The sequence below is a fragment of the Pseudoxanthomonas japonensis genome (assembly GCF_043632995.1).
Taxonomy (GTDB): Bacteria; Pseudomonadota; Gammaproteobacteria; order Xanthomonadales; family Xanthomonadaceae; genus Pseudoxanthomonas_A; species Pseudoxanthomonas_A japonensis.
Window position 1 is genome coordinate 3896266 of sequence record NZ_CP171632.1, and the last position, 16811, is coordinate 3913076.

The following is a 16811-nucleotide window of genomic DNA, read 5'->3' on the forward strand; positions in this document are numbered from 1 at the left end:
GCACCTCGTGCTGATGGGGTAAGGCCATTACACGCCCACCGGGCTTAGGGCGCCGTGATCTGGATCAATCGCCGCACCTATACGGCCTGCAGGTTCGCATAGGCCAGCACCAGCCACTTGCTGCCTTCGCTGTCGAAATTGACCTGGACGCGTGCGTGCGCACCGCTGCCCTCGTAGTCGGTGACGACCCCCGGGCCGAACTTCGCATGCGTCACGGTCTGGCCCAGCTTGAGACCGGGCGTCTCCAGGCTCGCATGACCCGGCGTCACGCGGGTGGCGAAGCCGGAGGCCGGCCGGCTGACCTGCACCCGCGGCCGCACTTCGTTGAGCAGGTTGGCCGGGATCTCGCGCAGGAAGCGCGACGGGATGCCGTACATGTCCTGCCCGTGCAGGCGACGGGCCTCGGCATAGCTCAGCACCAGCTTCTGGCGCGCGCGGGTGATGCCGACGTAGGCGAGGCGTCGCTCCTCTTCCAGCCGCCCGCTCTCGTCCAGCGAACGGTTGCTGGGGAACAGCCCTTCTTCCAGCCCGGCGAGGAAGACCAGCGGGAACTCCAGACCCTTGGCCGAATGCAGCGTCATCAGCTGCACGCCATCCTCACCGGCCTCGACCTGGCCTTCGCCCGCCTCCAGCGCGGCATACGACAGGAAAGCAACCAGCTCGCTCATGCCTTCCTGGCCATCCTCTTCGGCCGCGATGTCTTCGCGGCGCACGAAGCGCGAGGCGACCGACACCAGTTCGTCGAGGTTCTCGGTGCGCGATTCAGAATCCAGCCCGCCCCGACTTTCGCGTGCCCAATGCTCGCGCAGGCCAGAGCGCGCGAGCACGTGGTCGACGCGCTCGGCCAGCGTCATGTCCTCGGTTTCCTCGGCCAGCTGGTCGACCAGCGCGGCGAATCCCGCCAGCGCATTGCGTGCACGACCCGCCAGTTCGCTGCCCTGCGCCGCCAGCGACGCGGCGCCCCACAGCGATACGCGCGCACCGCGCGCCAACCGTCGGACCTCGTCCAGCGTACGCTCGCCGATGCCGCGCGTCGGCGTGTTGACCACGCGTTCGAACGCGGCGTCGTCGGCGCGGTTGGCCATCAGGCGAAGGTAGGCCAGTGCGTCCTTGATTTCCGCACGCTCGAAGAAGCGCATACCGCCATACACACGGTACGGCACCTGCTCGGAAAGCAACGCTTCTTCGAACGCGCGCGATTGCGCATTGCTGCGGTAGAGGATGGCGGCGTCGCCCAGGCTGCCGCCGTCACGCACCCATTGGCGGATGCGTTCGACGACGAAGCGCGCTTCGTCCATCTCGTTGTAGGCGGCGTACAGGTCGATCGGCTCGCCGTCGCCCGTGTCGGTCCACAACTGCTTGCCGATACGCGCCGGATTGTGCGCGATCACCGCGTTGGCGGCACCCAGGATGTTGGCGCTGGACCGGTAGTTCTGCTCCAGCCGGATGGTCCGTGCCGACGGATAGTCGCGCAGGAACTGCTGCATGTTCTCGACCTTCGCGCCACGCCAGCCGTAGATGCTCTGGTCGTCGTCGCCGACGACGAATACATGCCCGGTATCGCCCGCCATCACGCGGATGAAGGCGTACTGGATGGCGTTGGTGTCCTGGAACTCGTCCACCAGGATCTGCCGGAAGCGCGTGCGGTAGTGCGCCAGCAGCGCCGGCGTATCGCGCAGCAGTTCATGCGCGCGGAGCAGCAACTCGGCGAAGTCGACCAGGCCGGCGCGGTCGCAGCGCTCCTGGTAGCCGGCGTAGACCTGCCGGCGCACGTCCAGCCAGTCGTCGTTCGGCGCGGGCTGGAGGTGCTCGGGCCGGCGGCCTTCGTCCTTCTGCTCGTTGATCCACCAGGTAAGTTGCTTCGGCGGGTACTTGCCTTCGTCCAGTTCCATCGCCTGCACCACGCGCTTGACCAGCCGCTGCTGGTCGTCGCTGTCCAGTACCTGGAAGGTCTCGGGCAGCTTCGCTTCCTGCCAGTGCAGGCGCAGCAGGCGGTGCGCCAGGCCGTGGAAGGTGCCGATCCACATGCCGCGGCTGCCGTTGCGCAGCTGCACGTCGGCGCGCGCGCGCATTTCGCCGGCGGCCTTGTTGGTGAAGGTCACTGCGAGGATGCCGTGCGTGGGCACGCCATGGACTTCGTTGAGCCAGGCGATGCGGTGGGTCAGCACGCGGGTCTTGCCGGAGCCGGCGCCGGCCAGGACCAGGTAGTGCCCGGGTTCGGCGGAAACGGCGTCGCGCTGGGCGGGATTCAGATCATCGAGCAGGTGGGAAACATCCATCCGTCCATTTTACGGCCTGCGGCGGCCCACACCCTGAGACGCAGCCATTCAGGCGAGTTCGGCGACCTGCATCGAGACCTGCTTGCGGCCCTCATCGAGCCACTGCCCGCCCGTCTCGACGAAGCCGTGCCGTTCATGGAACCGGCGCGAGGGCTCGTTCGGCGGCATCACGTTGAATTCGCAGGTGATGCGCGGGATGCCGTGTTCACGGGCGAAGGCGAACAGGTCGGCGTACAGCCTCGAGCCCAGGCGGTGGCCCTGCACGGCGGCGTCCACGACGACGCGGTCCACGTAGAGAAAATCCGGATGGCGCGCGGCGAACCAGGCGAAGTTGTCGTTGCGGTAGTCGGCGCCGGCGCGCATCGCCAGCAGGAAGGCGACCACGCGCCCCTCCAGCACCACGACGCGGTGGTAGGCGGACAGGGACGCCAAGTGGCGCAGCCTGTCCGCATCCATCGGGCTGGTATGCCGGACCTCGGATATGTTCAGCGCGACGATGGCGGCGTAGTCGCCCTCGTGCGCGTCTCGGATAAGGGGTTCGGCCGGCACGGATCAGTGTGCAGCGTGCTTGGCGGGCGCACCGTTGTTCATCAGTCGGTCGGTGTAAGCGATGCCGATGGCCGACAGGATGAAGATGGCATGGATGATGGTCTGCCACATGACGCCCGTCGATGTGAAATCGCTGCACGTCTTCGCCAGCCAGCCTGCCGTCCTTGCCGCCTCCGCCGCTGCAAACGCTGCGGGCGTGCCGCACAACGGCAGGCCGCCCAGCGTGCTGGCGCCGATGAAGGTCTTCAGCAAGTGGATGGACGAGATGCCGATGATCGCCATGGCCAACTTCACTTTCAGCACGCTGGCGTTGACGTGGCTCAGCCACTCCGGCTGGTCGGGATGCTTCTCCAGTCCCATGCGCGAGACGAAGGTTTCGTAGCCGCCAACGATGACCATCATCAGCAGGTTGGAGATCATCACCACGTCGATCAGACCCAGCACCAGCAGCATGATGTCCTGTTCGCTGAGGCTGGTAGCGCCATGCACCAGATGCCAGAGCTCCTTCAGGAACAGGACGACGTACACGCCCTGCGCCACGATCAGGCCCAGGTAAAGCGGCAGCTGCAGCCAGCGCGAACTGAAGATCAGGGCCGGCAACGGGCCCAGACGCGCGGATTTGGGGTCGGTCATGTCGGAACGGTCTTTTCCAAGGATGGCGCAGGGTACCGGCCGGATTTGACGCTGCCAAGTCGGCCCGGGCCGCTAGACTCGGCCGCCTACCCCTGCTGCGGACGATGCCATGATCGACCTGTACTACTGGCCCACCCCCAACGGCCACAAGATCACCCTGCTGCTGGAAGAACTCGCCGAGGCCGGCATCAAGCTGGACTACCGCATCGTGCCGGTGAACATCGGCAAGGGCGACCAGTTCAAACCCGAGTACCTGGCGTTCTCGCCCAACAACAAGATGCCGGCGATCATCGATCATGCGCCCGCCGACGGCGGCGAGCCGATCAGCGTGTTCGAATCCGGCGCGATCCTGCTCTACCTGGCCAACAAGGCCGGCCGCTTCTTCGGCACCGATACGCGCCACAAGGTGGCGGTGAACCAGTGGCTGATGTGGCAGATGGGCGGCCTGGGTCCGATGAGCGGGCAGTACGGCCACTTCACCGTATATGCGCCGGAGAAGATCCCCTACGCCATCGACCGCTACACGCGCGAAGTGCAGAGGCTGCTCGGCGTGCTGGACACGCAGCTGGCGACACATGCCTATGTGGCAGGCGACGACTACAGCATCGCCGACATGGCGATCCATCCGTGGATCAACGCCTACGACAAGGCGCCGCTGGACCTCTCGCCGTATCCGCACCTGCAACGCTGGCAGGCGGAGATCGCGGCACGGCCTGCGGTACAGCGTGCGTACGCGCTGAAGACGCAGGTGAATCCCGATGCCGGCAAACCGTTGACCGACGAGGAGCGCAAGCACCTGTTCGGCCAAGGCGCGCCCAAGGCCTGAGGCACCGGCGCCGGGGGTTCGCGGCATAATCCGGGGCCTGACCGGCTCCGCCGCCCGAGAAATCCGATGCGCCTTGCCCTGTTCGCCCTGATGACCCTCGCCACCGCCCTGCCCGCCCACGCCGAAAAACTCACGCTGGAAGCGATCACCGGCAGCGCACCGCTGTCCGGCCCCACGCTGACCAAACCGCAGGTGGCGCCGGACGGCTCGCGGGTGACCTTCCTACGCGGCAAGGACAGCGACCGCAACCGGCTGGACCTGTGGGAATACGACATCGCCAGCGGGCAGACACGCCTGCTGGTGGACTCGTCGGTGGTGCTGCCGGGCGACGAGGTGCTGAGCGACGAGGAGAAAGCGCGCCGCGAGCGGCAGCGCATCGCCGCGCTGTCGGGCATCGTCGACTACCAGTGGTCGCCGGACGGCAAGGCGCTGCTGTTCCCGCTCGGCGGCGAACTGTACTTCTACGACTTGGCCAGGTCCGGCAAGGACGCGGTGCGCAAGCTGACCCATGGCGGCGGCTTCGCCACCGATCCGAAGATCTCGCCGAAGGGTGGCTTCGTCAGTTTCATCCGCGACCGCAACCTGTGGGTCATCGCGCTGGCCGACGGCAAGGAAGTGCAGCTGACGCGCGACGGCAGCGACACCATCGGCAACGGCGTGGCCGAGTTCGTCGCCGACGAGGAGATGGATCGCCATACGGGCTACTGGTGGGCGCCGGACGATTCGTCCATCGCCTTCGCCCGCATCGACGAAACGCCGGTACCGCTGGTGAAGCGCTACGAGGTCTATCCCGACCGCACGGAAGTGATCGAGCAGCGCTATCCGGCGGCCGGCGACGACAACGTGCTGGTGCAGTTGGGCACGATCGCGCCGAAGACAGGCGCCAAGCCGCGCTGGATCGACCTCGGCGCCGAGAAGGACATCTATCTCGCCCGCGTGGACTGGCGCGATCCGCAGCGCCTGACGTTCCAGCGCCAGTCGCGCGACCAGAAGACACTCGAGCTGATCGAGACCATGCTGGCGACCGGCAAGCAGCGCACGCTGGTGACCGAGACGTCGACGACGTGGGTGCCGCTGCACAACGACCTGCGGTTCCTGAAGGATGGACGCTTCCTGTGGTCGTCGGAACGCCATGGCTTCGAGCATCTGTATCTGGTGTCCGAAGAAGGGGCGATGCTGTCGCAACTGACCCATGGCGACTGGGTCGTGGACGGCCTGCTGGCGGTGGACGAAGACCGTGGCCTGGCTTACGTCAGCGGCACGCGCGACGGGGCGACCGAGACGCATGTCTATGCCGTCCCGCTGGCCGGCGGCGAACCGCGCCGTCTTACGCAGGCACCCGGCATGCACGCCGCCAGCTTCGCGCGAAATGCCAGCGTCTTCGTCGACAGCTGGTCCAGCGACACCACGCTGCCGCAGATCGAACTGTTCAAGGCCGACGGCACCAAGCTGGCCACGCTGCTCAGGAACGACGCGACTGACGCCGGACATCCCTACGCGAAGTATCTCGCCGCGCACCAGCCGACCACCTTCGGCACGCTGACGGCGGCCGACGGCACCACGCCGCTGCACTACAGCCTGATCAAGCCCGCCAACTTCGACCCGAAGAAGAAGTACCCCGTCGTGGTGTTCGTCTACGGCGGCCCCGCCGCGCAGACTGTCACTCGCGCCTGGCCGGGCCGCAGCGATGCGTTCTTCAACCAGTACCTGGCCCAGCAGGGCTATGTGGTGTTTTCGCTGGACAACCGCGGCACCCCGCGCCGCGGCGCGGCCTTCGGTGGCGCACTGTACGGCAAGCAGGGCACGGTGGAAGTCGACGACCAGCTGCGCGGCGTCGAATGGCTGAAATCGCAATCCTTCGTCGATCCCGCGCGCATCGGCGTGCACGGCTGGTCGAACGGCGGCTACATGACGCTGATACTGCTGGCCAAGCACAGCGAGGCCTACGCCTGCGGCGTGTCGGGCGCACCGGTCACGGACTGGGCGCTGTACGACACCCACTACACCGAACGCTACATGGACCTGCCCAAGGCGAACGAGGCCGGCTACCGCGAAGCCAGCGTGTTCACCCACCTGGACGGCCTGCACTCCAAGCTGCTGCTGATCCACGGCATGGCCGACGACAACGTGCTGTTCACCAACTCGACGCAGCTGATGAGCGACCTGCAGAAGCGCGGCACGCCGTTCGAGCTGATGACCTACCCCGGTGCCAAGCACGGCTTGCGCGGCAGCGACCTGCTGCACCGCTACCGGCTGACCGAGGATTTCTTCGCCCGTTGCCTGAAGCCCTGATTCCACACCCGCCAGGAGCACCATGATGTCGACGCACGTCCCCGCTCGACCCAACTGGTGGCAACGCAACTGGAAGTGGTTCGTGCCCGTGCTGGCGGCGCTGTTCTTTGCGTTGTTGATTGCCTGCATCATCGGATTTGCGGCTCTCATCTTCGGGATCCTCAGATCCACGCCCCCGTACCCGCAGGCCGTCGCACGCGCGCAAGCGGACCCTGCGGTGATCGCCGCGCTCGGCGAGCCCGTCCACACCGGCTGGTTCGTACAGGGCAAGACCAGCACCAACGGAGCGAGCGGCGAGGCCGAGCTCGCGATTCCTTTGATCGGCTCGCGCGCCGAGGGCACGTTGTATGTGGTTGCCGAAAAGCGCGCCGGTGAGTGGCGCTACGAAACCCTGGCAGTGAATGTGGAGGGCGGCGAGCGCATCGTGCTGGAAGACAACCAGCCGCCGTCGGCGCGATGAGTCCTCAACGACGAAGGCGGCCATCGGCCGCCTTCGGAGGGCTATCGCGCTTGAAGTTTGCTCAAGGCTTCGGTGCAGCGTCCGGCACCACGAGCGACGGATCGACCGACGTGCCGGGCGGCACGTAGATCGCCACGCCCGCCGCCTGCTTCTGCGTGGTCGGGATGCCCATGCTGAGGCCGCCGCCGGAGTGGCGGCCGTAGCTGCCGGCACCCACCGACATGCCGACCGGCGAGCCGCTGGAGCCGACGCCCAGCAGCACGATGCCGTTGGCGCCGAGGGCGGCGGCTTCGCGCTTGAGGCGGGCCACGGCGGCATCGGTCTGGCCCTGGGTGCCGAAACCGACCGCGCTCTTGGATTCGAGCTGCGCGATCTCCAGCGACCCGGCCGGCGCCGTGCGATAAACCTGCACCTGCGCGGGATCGAGCGCGGGGCGTGCCTGGCCCAGCATGACCTTGGAACTGCTGGCACAGCCTGCGGCGAGCAGGGCCGCGACCAGGACGGGGGCGATGCGGAACGTCATGACGGCTTCTCCCGGTGACCTGCGGCGATCTTCCGCCGGATGGCCTGAATGTTGGCACAGCCTGCGGGCGGACGGCGTGATGGGATGGGCGGGTTATCATTTCACCCAGACCATGCACCCGTTTCCTGCACGATGAGCTCCGCTCCCGACCATCCATCCGCACCGCAGCGGCTGGCCGTCGACTACATCCATGCCCCGACGCCGCAGGCGTTGCTGGGCCTGCCGGAAACCCTGGCCGTGTTCGGCTTCGGCGCGCTGGCGCCGTCGACCACCGCCATCGACGATCCGCGGTACCTGCGCGTGCCGCTGTCGCCGCTGCGCGAAGCGGCCGCACCATACGAAGTCTGGCGCGCGAGCGGACCGGTGACGACGGGACGCGACGGCGCCGTGCGCTACAGCCACGACGGCACCCTGCTGTTCGGCGTGGTGGAGTGGGAGGAGCCGGAGGGCGGCATCCTGCACGCCAGCGCCCAGGCCTACGCCGCGATGGCGGCGTTCTGGCGCGACAGCGGATACCCGCACCTGCTGCGGATCTGGAACTACTTCGACGCGATCACCGACGGCGACGGCGATGCCGAGCGCTACCGGCAGTTCTGCGTCGGCCGCGTGCAGGGGCTGGGCGATGTCGATACGCGCGTGCTGCCGGCCGCCACCGCGATTGGATCCAGAGAAGCGCGCAGCCGCGACGGACGCCGCGTGCTGCAGGTGTACTGGCTGGCCGCACGCGAGCCCGGCCTGCCGCTGGAAAATCCGCGCCAGGTCAGTGCCTACCGCTACCCCCGCGAGTACGGACCGCAGTCGCCCAGTTTCGCGCGCGCCCTGCTGCCGCCCTCGACGAGCATGCCGCTGCTGCTCTCCGGTACGGCCAGCATCGTCGGCCACGCATCGCAGCATGCGGACTCGTTGCGCGCGCAGCTCGACGAGACGCTGACCAACCTCGACAGCCTGCTGGGCGCCGCGCGCACGCATGCGCCGGGATTGCCGCCGCATCTCGATCCCAGCTCGCGCCTCAAGGTCTATGTCAGCGATGCGGCCGACGCCGATGCCGTCGCCGCGCAGCTGGAAGCGCGCCTCGGCACGCGCGTGCCGTGGCTGATGCTGCATGCCGATGTCTGCCGGCGCGAGCTGCTGGTCGAGATCGAGGGCATGCACGGCGTGGGTGCTTGAAGCACCTGTCGCGCATCCGCATAGTGGTGCCATGAGGCGCCGTACCGCGCGCCACGCCTTGGAGAACGTTCGATGGGACTGATCAGCCTGCTGTGGGGCATCGTGGCGATGCTGTGGATGGTGCTGGCGCTGATTCCGCTGCTCGGGTGGGGCAACTGGTTCCTGATCCCGTTCGCCGCGGTCGGCGCGATCATCGCCGCCATCGGCATCCTGTTCACCCGCACCGAAAACCGGGGTCGCGCGAAGGCCGGGCTGGTGCTCAACGGCATCGTGATCGTGGTGGGCATCATCCGCCTGTCGCTGGGCGGCGGCTTCATCTGATTCCGCGGCGGACGCAGCGTTCCGCGCTGCGACCGCCTGTCGCAGGCCACCCCTCCGGCCACCCGCGTATCATTCGCCGCTCTGCCAGGAGCCCGTGATGGCCTATCCCCACATCCGCCCCCGCCGCATGCGCCGCGACGACTTCTCCCGTCGCCTGATGCGCGAGCACGTGCTGACCACCAACGACCTGATCTACCCCGTGTTCGTGCACGAGGAAAAGGGTCGCTCGCCGGTGGCGTCGATGCCGGGCGTCGAGCGCCTGTCGATCGACGAACTGCTGCGCGTCGGCGAAGAAGCGCTGGAACTGGGCGTGCCGGTGCTCGACCTGTTCGGCGTGCCGGATCCGTCGGCGAAGACCGCCGACGGCCGCATCGCCTGGGACGAGGACGGCATCATCCCGCGCGCGATCCGCGCGCTGAAGGCGCGCTTCCCCGAACTCGGCGTGATGAGCGACCAGGCGCTGGACCCGTACACCACGCACGGCCAGGACGGTTTGATCGACGACACCGGCTACATCCTCAACGACGAGACGATCGAAGCGCTGGTGAAGCAGTCGCTGGCGCATGCCGCCGCGGGCGTCGACATCCTCTCGCCCAGCGACATGATGGACGGCCGCATCGGCGCGATCCGCGCGGCGCTGGAGAGCGCGGGCTACATCAACACCCGCATCATGTCGTACGCCGCCAAGTACGCCAGCGCGTTCTACGGCCCGTTCCGCAGCGCGGTGGGCAGCGCCGGCAACCTCGGCAAGGGCAACAAGTTCACCTACCAGATGGACCCGGCGAACTCGAACGAAGCCCTGCACGAGATCGCGCTGGACCTGGAAGAAGGCGCGGACATGGTGATGGTCAAGCCGGGCCTGCCGTACCTGGACGTGATCCGCCGGGTGAAGGACGAATTCGGCGTGCCGACGTTCGCGTATCAGGTCAGCGGCGAGTACGCGATGATCAAGGCGGCCGCCGCCAACGGCTGGCTGGAAGAGAAGGCCTGCGCGCTGGAAGCACTGACCGCGTTCAAGCGCGCCGGCGCCGATGGCGTGTTGACCTACTTCGCCCTGGACGCGGCGCGCTGGTTGCGGAACGGCTGACGTGGACGCCGTCGGCATCCGCGATGCGCGGCTTGACGACGCCGCCGAAGTGGCGCGCCTGTGCACGCTGCTCGCCTATCCGGTGGACGCCGGCAGCATGAAGGAGCGGCTGGCCACCCTGCTGGCGTCGCCCGCGCACGCGGTGAAGGTGGCGGGCTCGTCGAACGACGATGGCGATCTGCTGGGCATGGTGGCCGCAGAGTGGCGGTTGATGATCGAGTTCGGGCACCGCGCCGAGATCACCGCGCTGATCGTCGATCCGCGGGCGCGTCGCCTGGGCCTGGGCCAGCGCCTGGTGGACGCGGCCTGCGACTGGATCCGCGACCGGGGCGGCCACGACGTCTTCGTGCGTTCCAATGTGGTGCGGCCGGAATCGCACGCGTTCTATCCCTCGGCCGGCTTCGCGCTGGCCAAGACCCAGCACGTCTATGTAAGGCAACTGGGGCGTCCGGCGGACTGACCGGAGAGGCTGGCACCACAACGAGAACGGGAGCCTGTCGGCTCCCGTTCTCGTTCCTGCATCAGAAGCGGGCTTCGATGCCCAGCATCACCGTGTCGGCACGACTGAAATCGCAATAGTCGTCATCGTCGTAATAGCAGTCGTTGTAGTCGTCTGCGTAGACGAAGCCGGTGTAACCCAGGTGGATGTTGAAGTGGCGGTTGATATCCACGCCGATCGCCACGCCTGCATAGCCGCCATCGGTCGAGAGTTCACCGTAGTATCCGTCCTGCTTGGCGTCGAAGTAGCCGCCGCGCACCGTGGCGAACCACGGACTGTTGCCGAAGTTGAAGCGGGCGTTCGCACCGATGGCCTTGTAGGTGGCCTTCGGCACTTCGACTCCACGGTAATCGGTGCTGTCCAGGCGACCACCCGACAGTTCCACGCCGACCTGCGTCCACGGGCCCGCCTGCCAGCGGTAACCGGCGCTCACGGCCACGGCGTCCTGTTCGACGTCTTCGTAGATCCAACCCTGGCCCGCCTGCACACCGACGAAGAAACCGCCGTCCTCCTCATCTTCGGGGGCGGTGGCGGGCGCGACATAAGGCGCCGGTGCGGCATAGGTCGGCGCAGGCGCGGGCGCCTGCGGTGCGGGGCTGACTGCAGTCGGCTGGGTCGCCGGCGTCGCGGGCTGGGTGGGCGCGGGCTGCGCGGCGCTCTTGTTGCGGAATGCCTCGTAGGCCGGCGAGACGGACTGCGCCTGCGCATGCAGGGCGAAGGCCGCCAGTGCGAGCGGCAGATAGCGGAACAACGGCTTCATGGTGTTTCCCCTTTCGGTGGTGGTGGCGTCCCCGCGTCCTTGCGGTACCGGCGGGGCGGATCGGTGTGGTACGGATGGCAACGCCGACGGGCGCGCATGCATGAACGTGGCGTCGCTCCGTTCCCGGTCGACACGCGTCCCCGCCGTGGCAGAGTTCGATGGAAGGCGGTCGGACTCCCCAGCCCGTTCGCCTGTCGCCTTGCTCCCTGGCACGCCCCCTTCGGCGGCGGCACAGTGCAGCGCAGGGCGCAGCCTGTCAAGCGGGCGGCGACGCGGGGTAGACTGCGGCGAACGCCAGCAGACGGGGTACCGCGCCATGTCGAGTCAACGCTACGCCGTCTTCGGACACCCCGTCGCCCACTCGCTGTCGCCGCGCATCCATGGCGCGTTCGCGCAGCAGGTCGGCGTCGCGCTGGAGTACACGGCCATCGACACCGCGCCGCACGACTTCGTCGCCACACTGGACCGTTTCGCCGGCGACGGCGGTGCGGGCGCGAACGTCACCCTGCCGTTGAAGGAAGCCGCGTTCGCGATCTGCGCGCGGACCAGCGACCGCGCCCGACGTGCCGGTGCGGTCAATACACTCACCCGCAACGACGGCCAGTGGCACGGCGACAACACCGACGGTGCCGGGCTGGTGCGCGATCTCACGGAGCGCAATGGACTGGACCTGCGCGCGCGCCGCGCCCTGCTGCTCGGCGCCGGCGGCGCCGCGCGCGGCGTGGCGCCCGCGCTGCTGGATGCCGGCATCAGCGAACTGATCATCGTCAACCGCACCGCGGACCGTGCGGATGCGCTGGCCGATGCGCTGGGCGAACCGGAGCGCGCGCACTCGCGCTACTGGAACGACCTACGCGACCTCGGCGACTTCTCGCTGATCGTCAACGCGACGTCCGCTGCGCGCCAGGACCAGGGCGCGTTCACCCTGCCCTTCACGCTCGCCACGCCACGCACGCTGGCGGTCGACCTCAACTATGGCGAAGCGGCGATCCCGTTCCTCGCCTGGGCGCGCGCCGCCGGCTGCCACGACGCGGTGGACGGACTGGGCATGCTGGTGGAGCAGGCCGCCGAAGCCTTCGAGCACTGGCATGGCGTGCGACCGGAAACCGATGCCGTCTATGCCGCGCTGCGCGGCAAGGACAAGGTGCTGGTGACGGCGGATTGAGCGCGATGCTCATCAGGCTCGCCTCAAGCGTCGCCCTCATGCTTGGTCTGGTCCCGCACGCCAAGGCGGGATGGATACATGACGTGCGCGCACCGTCGGGCGCCCTGCCGGCCACCTCGAGCCTGCGTTACGACACAGCGTCCGATGTCGGCATGCCAAACCTGGACGACGCACTGCTCGCCCTGACCGACGCCGGCAGCGCGGAGCTGGATATCCTCGTGCTGCACGAACGGCTGTTGGAAGCAGACTTCCAGCAGGAGCTTTTCCTGCGCCTGCGGGCCTCGGCGCCATCGCAGCTTGATGATGCGATCGGGTCTTCCGGCAATCACGACGATCCCGCGTTGCTGGCGCTGCAGCGCCCATTCCTGCAGGCAGTTTCGGATTCGCGCGTGATTACCGGGTATCGGCAAGACCTCGCCAGGCATCGCCTTCGCGTAGCCGATGTACAGCTAGAGAAGCTCACCCTGGATGCGAGTGGAGATACACCCCGGCTGCGCTGTTTCCTCTGGTTGACCCTATTGCCCATGTGAAGCAACGCGGCGCCATCTAGTAGGCTAGGCTGCGACGAAACATTCTTGGAGAACATGCATGGACGGATTCCTCACCCAGATGCTGACGATGCTCGGCTACCAGTTGCCCGAACTGCTGGCCTGCGTGGCCGGCGCCGCGATGCTGGCGATGTGGGCGCCGCCGGCGCCGGGTCGCAAGCTGGCGCTGGCCGGCATTTCGCTGATGCTGCTGACCACCCTGCTGCGCGGCGTGATGAGCGTGTGGCAGGCATGGGTGATCAACAACGCCACCGACGGCTATGCCTCGGTGAGCAGCATGATGGGCCTGTTCAGCGCCTTCGGCATGCTGATCGGTGTCGTCTCCGCAGCCGGCCTGGTGATGCTGGCCTGGGGCGCCTGCAAGGCGATGCAGGCCACGCGCACGGCCTAGGCGATATCCGCATAGACGCCGCTGAAAACGGAATAGCGCGGCGACACCCGACAGCAGGCGAGCGGGCTAGCATCGCCGGATGAAACGCTTCCTGCTGCTGACGCTCCTCTGCCTCGCCTCTCTGGCACTCTCCGCGTTCGCGCAGGGCCAGTTCAAGGTGCTGGTGGTCGCCATCCCCAACCGCTACCACCACGACTACGCCGTGGTCGCCAAGCCGCAGTTCGAGCGCATGGCGCAGATGCATGGCTTCGACCTGACCTGGTCGTGGAACAGTACGCCCTTCGATGGCAACCTGTCGCCGTATGCCGCCATCGTGCTGCTCAATACGCCCGGCGACGAGCTGAAGGGCGAACAGCGCACGAAACTGGAAGCCTACGTCCGCACCGGCGGTGGCGTGATGGCCGTGCACCGCGCGCTGATCTTCAATCCGCCCGGCGACTGGCCGTGGTTCGAGCGCCTGATCGGCCGGACCTTCCGCATCCACCCGATGGTGCAGACCGCCACCGTGCGCGTGGAAGATCCGGCGTTCCCCGCCGCGTTCGGCCTGCCGTCGCGCTGGGTGTGGACGGACGAGTGGTACGAGTTCAACGCTCCGGTCACGCGCGGCCTGCGCACCGTGCTCAGCGTGGATGAAACCAGCTATGACCCGACCCGCATCTGGCCCGGCCAGACCGCCCGCGGCATGGGCAAGGACCACCCGGTCGCCTGGTACCACGCCTACGACGGCGGCCGCGTCTTCGTCACCGCGCTGGGACACACGCCGGTGCTGTACGACGACCCGTCGTACTTGGCACACCTGTACGGCGGCCTCTGGTGGACGGCGACGGGCAAGGGCATCGACGCATCGCGCTGACGCGCGGCGGTCAGTCGGGCGCGACGCAGAGCGCCAGGCGTTCGCACAGGAAGGCGACCTGCGCCTCCTGCGTCTCCGGTCCGTCGTACGCCAGCAGGGTCCAGCGCTCCTGCGCCTGCATCGCCTCGCCGGCGGCGAGGGTGCGGAACGGCGCGTGCACTTCCATTTCCAGCAGGCCGGCCTGGACGTCGCCGGCATGGTCCAGGTAAAGCTCGACCTGGCCCTGCTCGGGATGGATGGCGGCGCGGGGCTGGTGGTCGAAGCGGATCACCAGCGCCTGTCCACTGGCGAAGCCCGCCATCCAGCCTGCGGACGGCTGCAGGAGCACCTTGCCGCGGCGCATCGGCACGTCCGACGGTGCGGGCAGGAACGAGAACACGCCGCCCTCGATGCGCCACGCAGGCACGGCACCGTCCTCGCCTTCGACGCGCACGTCGCGCGCATCGGCCACCGGCACGTAGACGCGCGTCGCAGAGGACGTGCGCGTGTTGAACCACAGGTCGCGCGCGACAGGACGTCCGCGGATGTTGCGTGCGGTCGCCGTCACGATGAGGGTGGACGGATCGGACGGATCGAACGCGAACGACTTCAGCAGCCGCACGCCGGTGACGGGGCTGTCGATGCCCTCCAGCACCAGCCGCTCGGGCGAACGCGCGACCACGCGCGTCTCCGCGAACGTCAGGTACGGGTCCGGCGGCCACACCGCCTTGGCCGCCCGACGCGATGGATTCGCGTGCTGGTCGGACCACCAGCCGCTCTGTGGTCCGAGCCAGACGTCATGGCCGAGATAGCCGATGTCGTCCGCGTCCGCCGAGACGGCTGGCGTCGGTTGCGACGCGACGGGCTCGCCGATCTTGATCAGGTTGGGACGATCGACGCGCCCGGCATGCAGCACACGGCCGCCCAAGGCCGGCGTGATCTCGACCACCACCTCGGTCGACTGCAGGCGGATGCGTTCGACATCCGCGGCATGCGATGGTCGGGGACCGAGGCACAGCAAGACGAGGACGAGCGGCGTGGCGAGCGTGCGCATGGCCGCCACTACAGCACACCATCGCGCTTCACCGCCAGGTAGCGCTCCACCAGCGCGGCCGGCAGTTCGTCGCTGGTGACATCCAGCACCATGACGCGATGACTGCGAAGCGCATCGTGCGCCGCCGTGCGCTGCTCCCGGTAGCGGGCGACCGCGCCGGCGTGGATGGCACCCTGCAGGTCGTGCACCTCTTCGTCGAGGGCGTCGTCCAGCGACGTCTCGCGCAGGCTGGCCACGCAGACCAGGTGCCGCTTCTGCAGCAGGCGCACCGCGGCCAGCAGGTCGTCGATGTCCTCGTCGCGCACGTTGGTCACCAGCATCACCAGCGCGCGGCGGCGCTGGCGCAGGCTGAGTTCGGTGGCGGCGGCCAGGTAGTCGGTGGCGACCGGGCGCGGCTGCAGGTCGTAGCTGGCGCGCAGCAGCGTATCGATGGCGGCCATGCCGCGTTGCGGCGCGACCCAGCGGCTGTCGCCGCCGGCGGCGAACAGGCCGACGCCGTCGCCCTGTCGCAACGCCAGGTAGGACACCACCAGCGACGCGTTGAGCACATGGTCGAAGTGGCCCAGTTCGTCCTCGCGCGCCATCATCCGCCGGCCGGTGTCGATCAGCATGACCAGCTGCTGGTTCTTCTCGTCCTGGTACTCGCGCGAGATCAGCTTGCGCGAGCGCGCGGTGGCCTTCCAGTCGACCTGACGCAGGCTGTCGCCGACGCGGTACTCACGCATCTGGTGGAAATCGGTGCCCTCGCCGCGTCGCCGCTTTAGGTGCGCGCCCACCAGGCGCGAGGCCTGTTCGGCGCTGAACAATGCGAAGCGCGTCAACGGTGCGAAGTTCGGGTACACGCGCACCCGCTGCGGCGCGCCCGCCACGCGCAACTGCCGCCACAGCGCCAGCGCGGAACGCAGGCGCACCTGCACGCCCTCGAAGTGCGCGTCGCCACGCGCCGCGGGACGCAGGCGATAGGTGATGCGGGTGGCCGACATCGGGGCCAGCGTCAGCCGGCGCGGCAGGCCCGACGAGGCCCAGCCGCCCGGATGCAGGTCGAACACCTCCAGCCGCTGCTTCACCCGCGACTCGAAGGACAGCGCGACGTCGCGTTCGATGCCCAGCGGCAGCGCCTCGGGCACCTCGCGCACGGTGTCCGGCGTGGGCCGGCCGCGCAGCCACCAGGCATCCAGTGCGGCGACCACGAGCATCACGGCACCCACCAGCTGCCACTGCCACAGCGGCCATCCCAGGAAGGGCACGGCCAGGCCGGCGAGTCCCCAGCAGGCGATCAGCAGGATCAGCAGCGGCGCCGGCCTCATGGGCACGCCCCTTCCCCCGCCTGCGGGGGAAGGTCGGGATGGGGGCGAACGGAGAACGGACGCGTATGCACACCATCACGTTGGTCGCGCGCCCCCACCCCAGCCCTCCCCCGCACGC

Annotated in this window: 18 protein-coding genes; 11 read left to right on the top strand and 7 right to left on the bottom strand. The window is 68.3% G+C overall.

Features of this window, described 5'->3' with window-relative positions; all coding sequences use genetic code 11:
- Window positions 1–77: 77 nt before the first annotated feature.
- From uvrD to ACGHX3_RS18285, 3 genes are read right to left on the bottom strand one after another with little or no spacing between them, the layout of a single operon-like run.
- Window positions 78–2279, bottom strand: a complete 2202-nt coding sequence (uvrD, locus tag ACGHX3_RS18275) for a DNA helicase II (RefSeq protein ID WP_394695778.1) — start codon at window positions 2277–2279, stop codon at window positions 78–80.
- Window positions 2280–2327: 48 nt separating this feature from the next.
- Window positions 2328–2828 (bottom strand): GNAT family N-acetyltransferase, encoded by a 501-nt coding sequence (locus ACGHX3_RS18280; protein WP_394695779.1) that lies wholly within the window; start codon window positions 2826–2828, stop codon window positions 2328–2330.
- 3 nt (window positions 2829–2831) lie between these two features.
- Window positions 2832–3461, bottom strand: coding sequence for a TIGR00645 family protein (locus tag ACGHX3_RS18285; RefSeq protein ID WP_394695780.1), 630 nt, complete (start codon window positions 3459–3461; stop codon window positions 2832–2834).
- 109 nt (window positions 3462–3570) lie between these two features.
- On the opposite strand from ACGHX3_RS18285, the gene ACGHX3_RS18290 reads away from it, so the two are divergent.
- The 3 genes from ACGHX3_RS18290 (at window position 3571) to ACGHX3_RS18300 (ending at window position 7039) form a co-directional block, all read left to right on the top strand.
- Window positions 3571–4287, top strand: coding sequence for a glutathione binding-like protein (locus tag ACGHX3_RS18290; RefSeq protein ID WP_394695781.1), 717 nt, complete (start codon window positions 3571–3573; stop codon window positions 4285–4287).
- A gap of 66 nt (window positions 4288–4353) precedes the next feature.
- Window positions 4354–6579, top strand: a complete 2226-nt coding sequence (locus ACGHX3_RS18295; RefSeq protein WP_394695782.1) for a DPP IV N-terminal domain-containing protein — start codon at window positions 4354–4356, stop codon at window positions 6577–6579.
- Window positions 6580–6604: 25 nt separating this feature from the next.
- The gene (locus tag ACGHX3_RS18300) at window positions 6605–7039 is read left to right on the top strand and encodes a cytochrome c oxidase assembly factor Coa1 family protein (protein ID WP_213603674.1); all 435 of its coding nucleotides are present in this window, start codon (window positions 6605–6607) and stop codon (window positions 7037–7039) included.
- A gap of 61 nt (window positions 7040–7100) precedes the next feature.
- Here the strand turns inward: ACGHX3_RS18300 and ACGHX3_RS18305 are convergent, their stop codons facing one another.
- Window positions 7101–7562 (bottom strand): hypothetical protein, encoded by a 462-nt coding sequence (locus ACGHX3_RS18305; RefSeq protein WP_162338988.1) that lies wholly within the window; start codon window positions 7560–7562, stop codon window positions 7101–7103.
- A gap of 132 nt (window positions 7563–7694) precedes the next feature.
- Between ACGHX3_RS18305 and ACGHX3_RS18310 the strand changes: the two genes are divergently transcribed.
- From ACGHX3_RS18310 to ACGHX3_RS18325, 4 genes are all read left to right on the top strand, one after another.
- Window positions 7695–8729: a pteridine-dependent deoxygenase gene (locus tag ACGHX3_RS18310; RefSeq protein WP_213603676.1), complete on the top strand. Its 1035-nt coding sequence runs from the start codon at window positions 7695–7697 to the stop codon at window positions 8727–8729.
- Between the two features lie 72 nt (window positions 8730–8801).
- Window positions 8802–9050 (top strand): hypothetical protein, encoded by a 249-nt coding sequence (locus ACGHX3_RS18315; RefSeq protein ID WP_162338986.1) that lies wholly within the window; start codon window positions 8802–8804, stop codon window positions 9048–9050.
- Between the two features lie 97 nt (window positions 9051–9147).
- Window positions 9148–10137 (top strand): porphobilinogen synthase, encoded by a 990-nt coding sequence (hemB, locus tag ACGHX3_RS18320; protein ID WP_213603678.1) that lies wholly within the window; start codon window positions 9148–9150, stop codon window positions 10135–10137.
- A gap of 1 nt (window position 10138) precedes the next feature.
- Complete coding sequence (locus tag ACGHX3_RS18325; protein ID WP_213603679.1) at window positions 10139–10597, top strand: GNAT family N-acetyltransferase; 459 nt, start codon at window positions 10139–10141, stop codon at window positions 10595–10597.
- 61 nt (window positions 10598–10658) lie between these two features.
- Here ACGHX3_RS18325 and ACGHX3_RS18330 read toward each other — a convergent pair whose 3' ends face one another.
- Entirely contained in the window at window positions 10659–11396 is a 738-nt protein-coding gene (locus ACGHX3_RS18330) for an outer membrane beta-barrel protein (RefSeq protein ID WP_192273839.1), read from the bottom strand.
- A gap of 316 nt (window positions 11397–11712) precedes the next feature.
- Here ACGHX3_RS18330 and aroE point away from each other — a divergent pair, with 316 nt between their 5' ends.
- The 4 genes from aroE (at window position 11713) to ACGHX3_RS18350 (ending at window position 14353) form a co-directional block, all read left to right on the top strand.
- Window positions 11713–12561 (top strand): shikimate dehydrogenase, encoded by an 849-nt coding sequence (aroE, locus tag ACGHX3_RS18335; protein ID WP_213603681.1) that lies wholly within the window; start codon window positions 11713–11715, stop codon window positions 12559–12561.
- Between the two features lie 5 nt (window positions 12562–12566).
- Window positions 12567–13091 carry a hypothetical protein gene (locus ACGHX3_RS18340; protein ID WP_213603683.1) on the top strand — a complete coding sequence of 175 codons (525 nt, stop codon included), beginning with the start codon at window positions 12567–12569 and terminating at the stop codon, window positions 13089–13091.
- 58 nt (window positions 13092–13149) lie between these two features.
- Window positions 13150–13500: a hypothetical protein gene (locus ACGHX3_RS18345; protein ID WP_213603685.1), complete on the top strand. Its 351-nt coding sequence runs from the start codon at window positions 13150–13152 to the stop codon at window positions 13498–13500.
- 79 nt (window positions 13501–13579) lie between these two features.
- Window positions 13580–14353: a ThuA domain-containing protein gene (locus tag ACGHX3_RS18350; protein ID WP_213603687.1), complete on the top strand. Its 774-nt coding sequence runs from the start codon at window positions 13580–13582 to the stop codon at window positions 14351–14353.
- A gap of 10 nt (window positions 14354–14363) precedes the next feature.
- Here ACGHX3_RS18350 and ACGHX3_RS18355 read toward each other — a convergent pair whose 3' ends face one another.
- Together ACGHX3_RS18355 and ACGHX3_RS18360 are read right to left on the bottom strand one after the other, a co-directional pair.
- Window positions 14364–15386: a DUF4380 domain-containing protein gene (locus tag ACGHX3_RS18355; RefSeq protein WP_213603689.1), complete on the bottom strand. Its 1023-nt coding sequence runs from the start codon at window positions 15384–15386 to the stop codon at window positions 14364–14366.
- Between the two features lie 8 nt (window positions 15387–15394).
- A complete protein-coding gene (locus ACGHX3_RS18360) occupies window positions 15395–16693 on the bottom strand; it encodes a DUF58 domain-containing protein (protein ID WP_213603690.1) in 1299 nt (432 codons plus the stop codon).
- Between the last annotated feature and the right edge of the window lie 118 nt (window positions 16694–16811).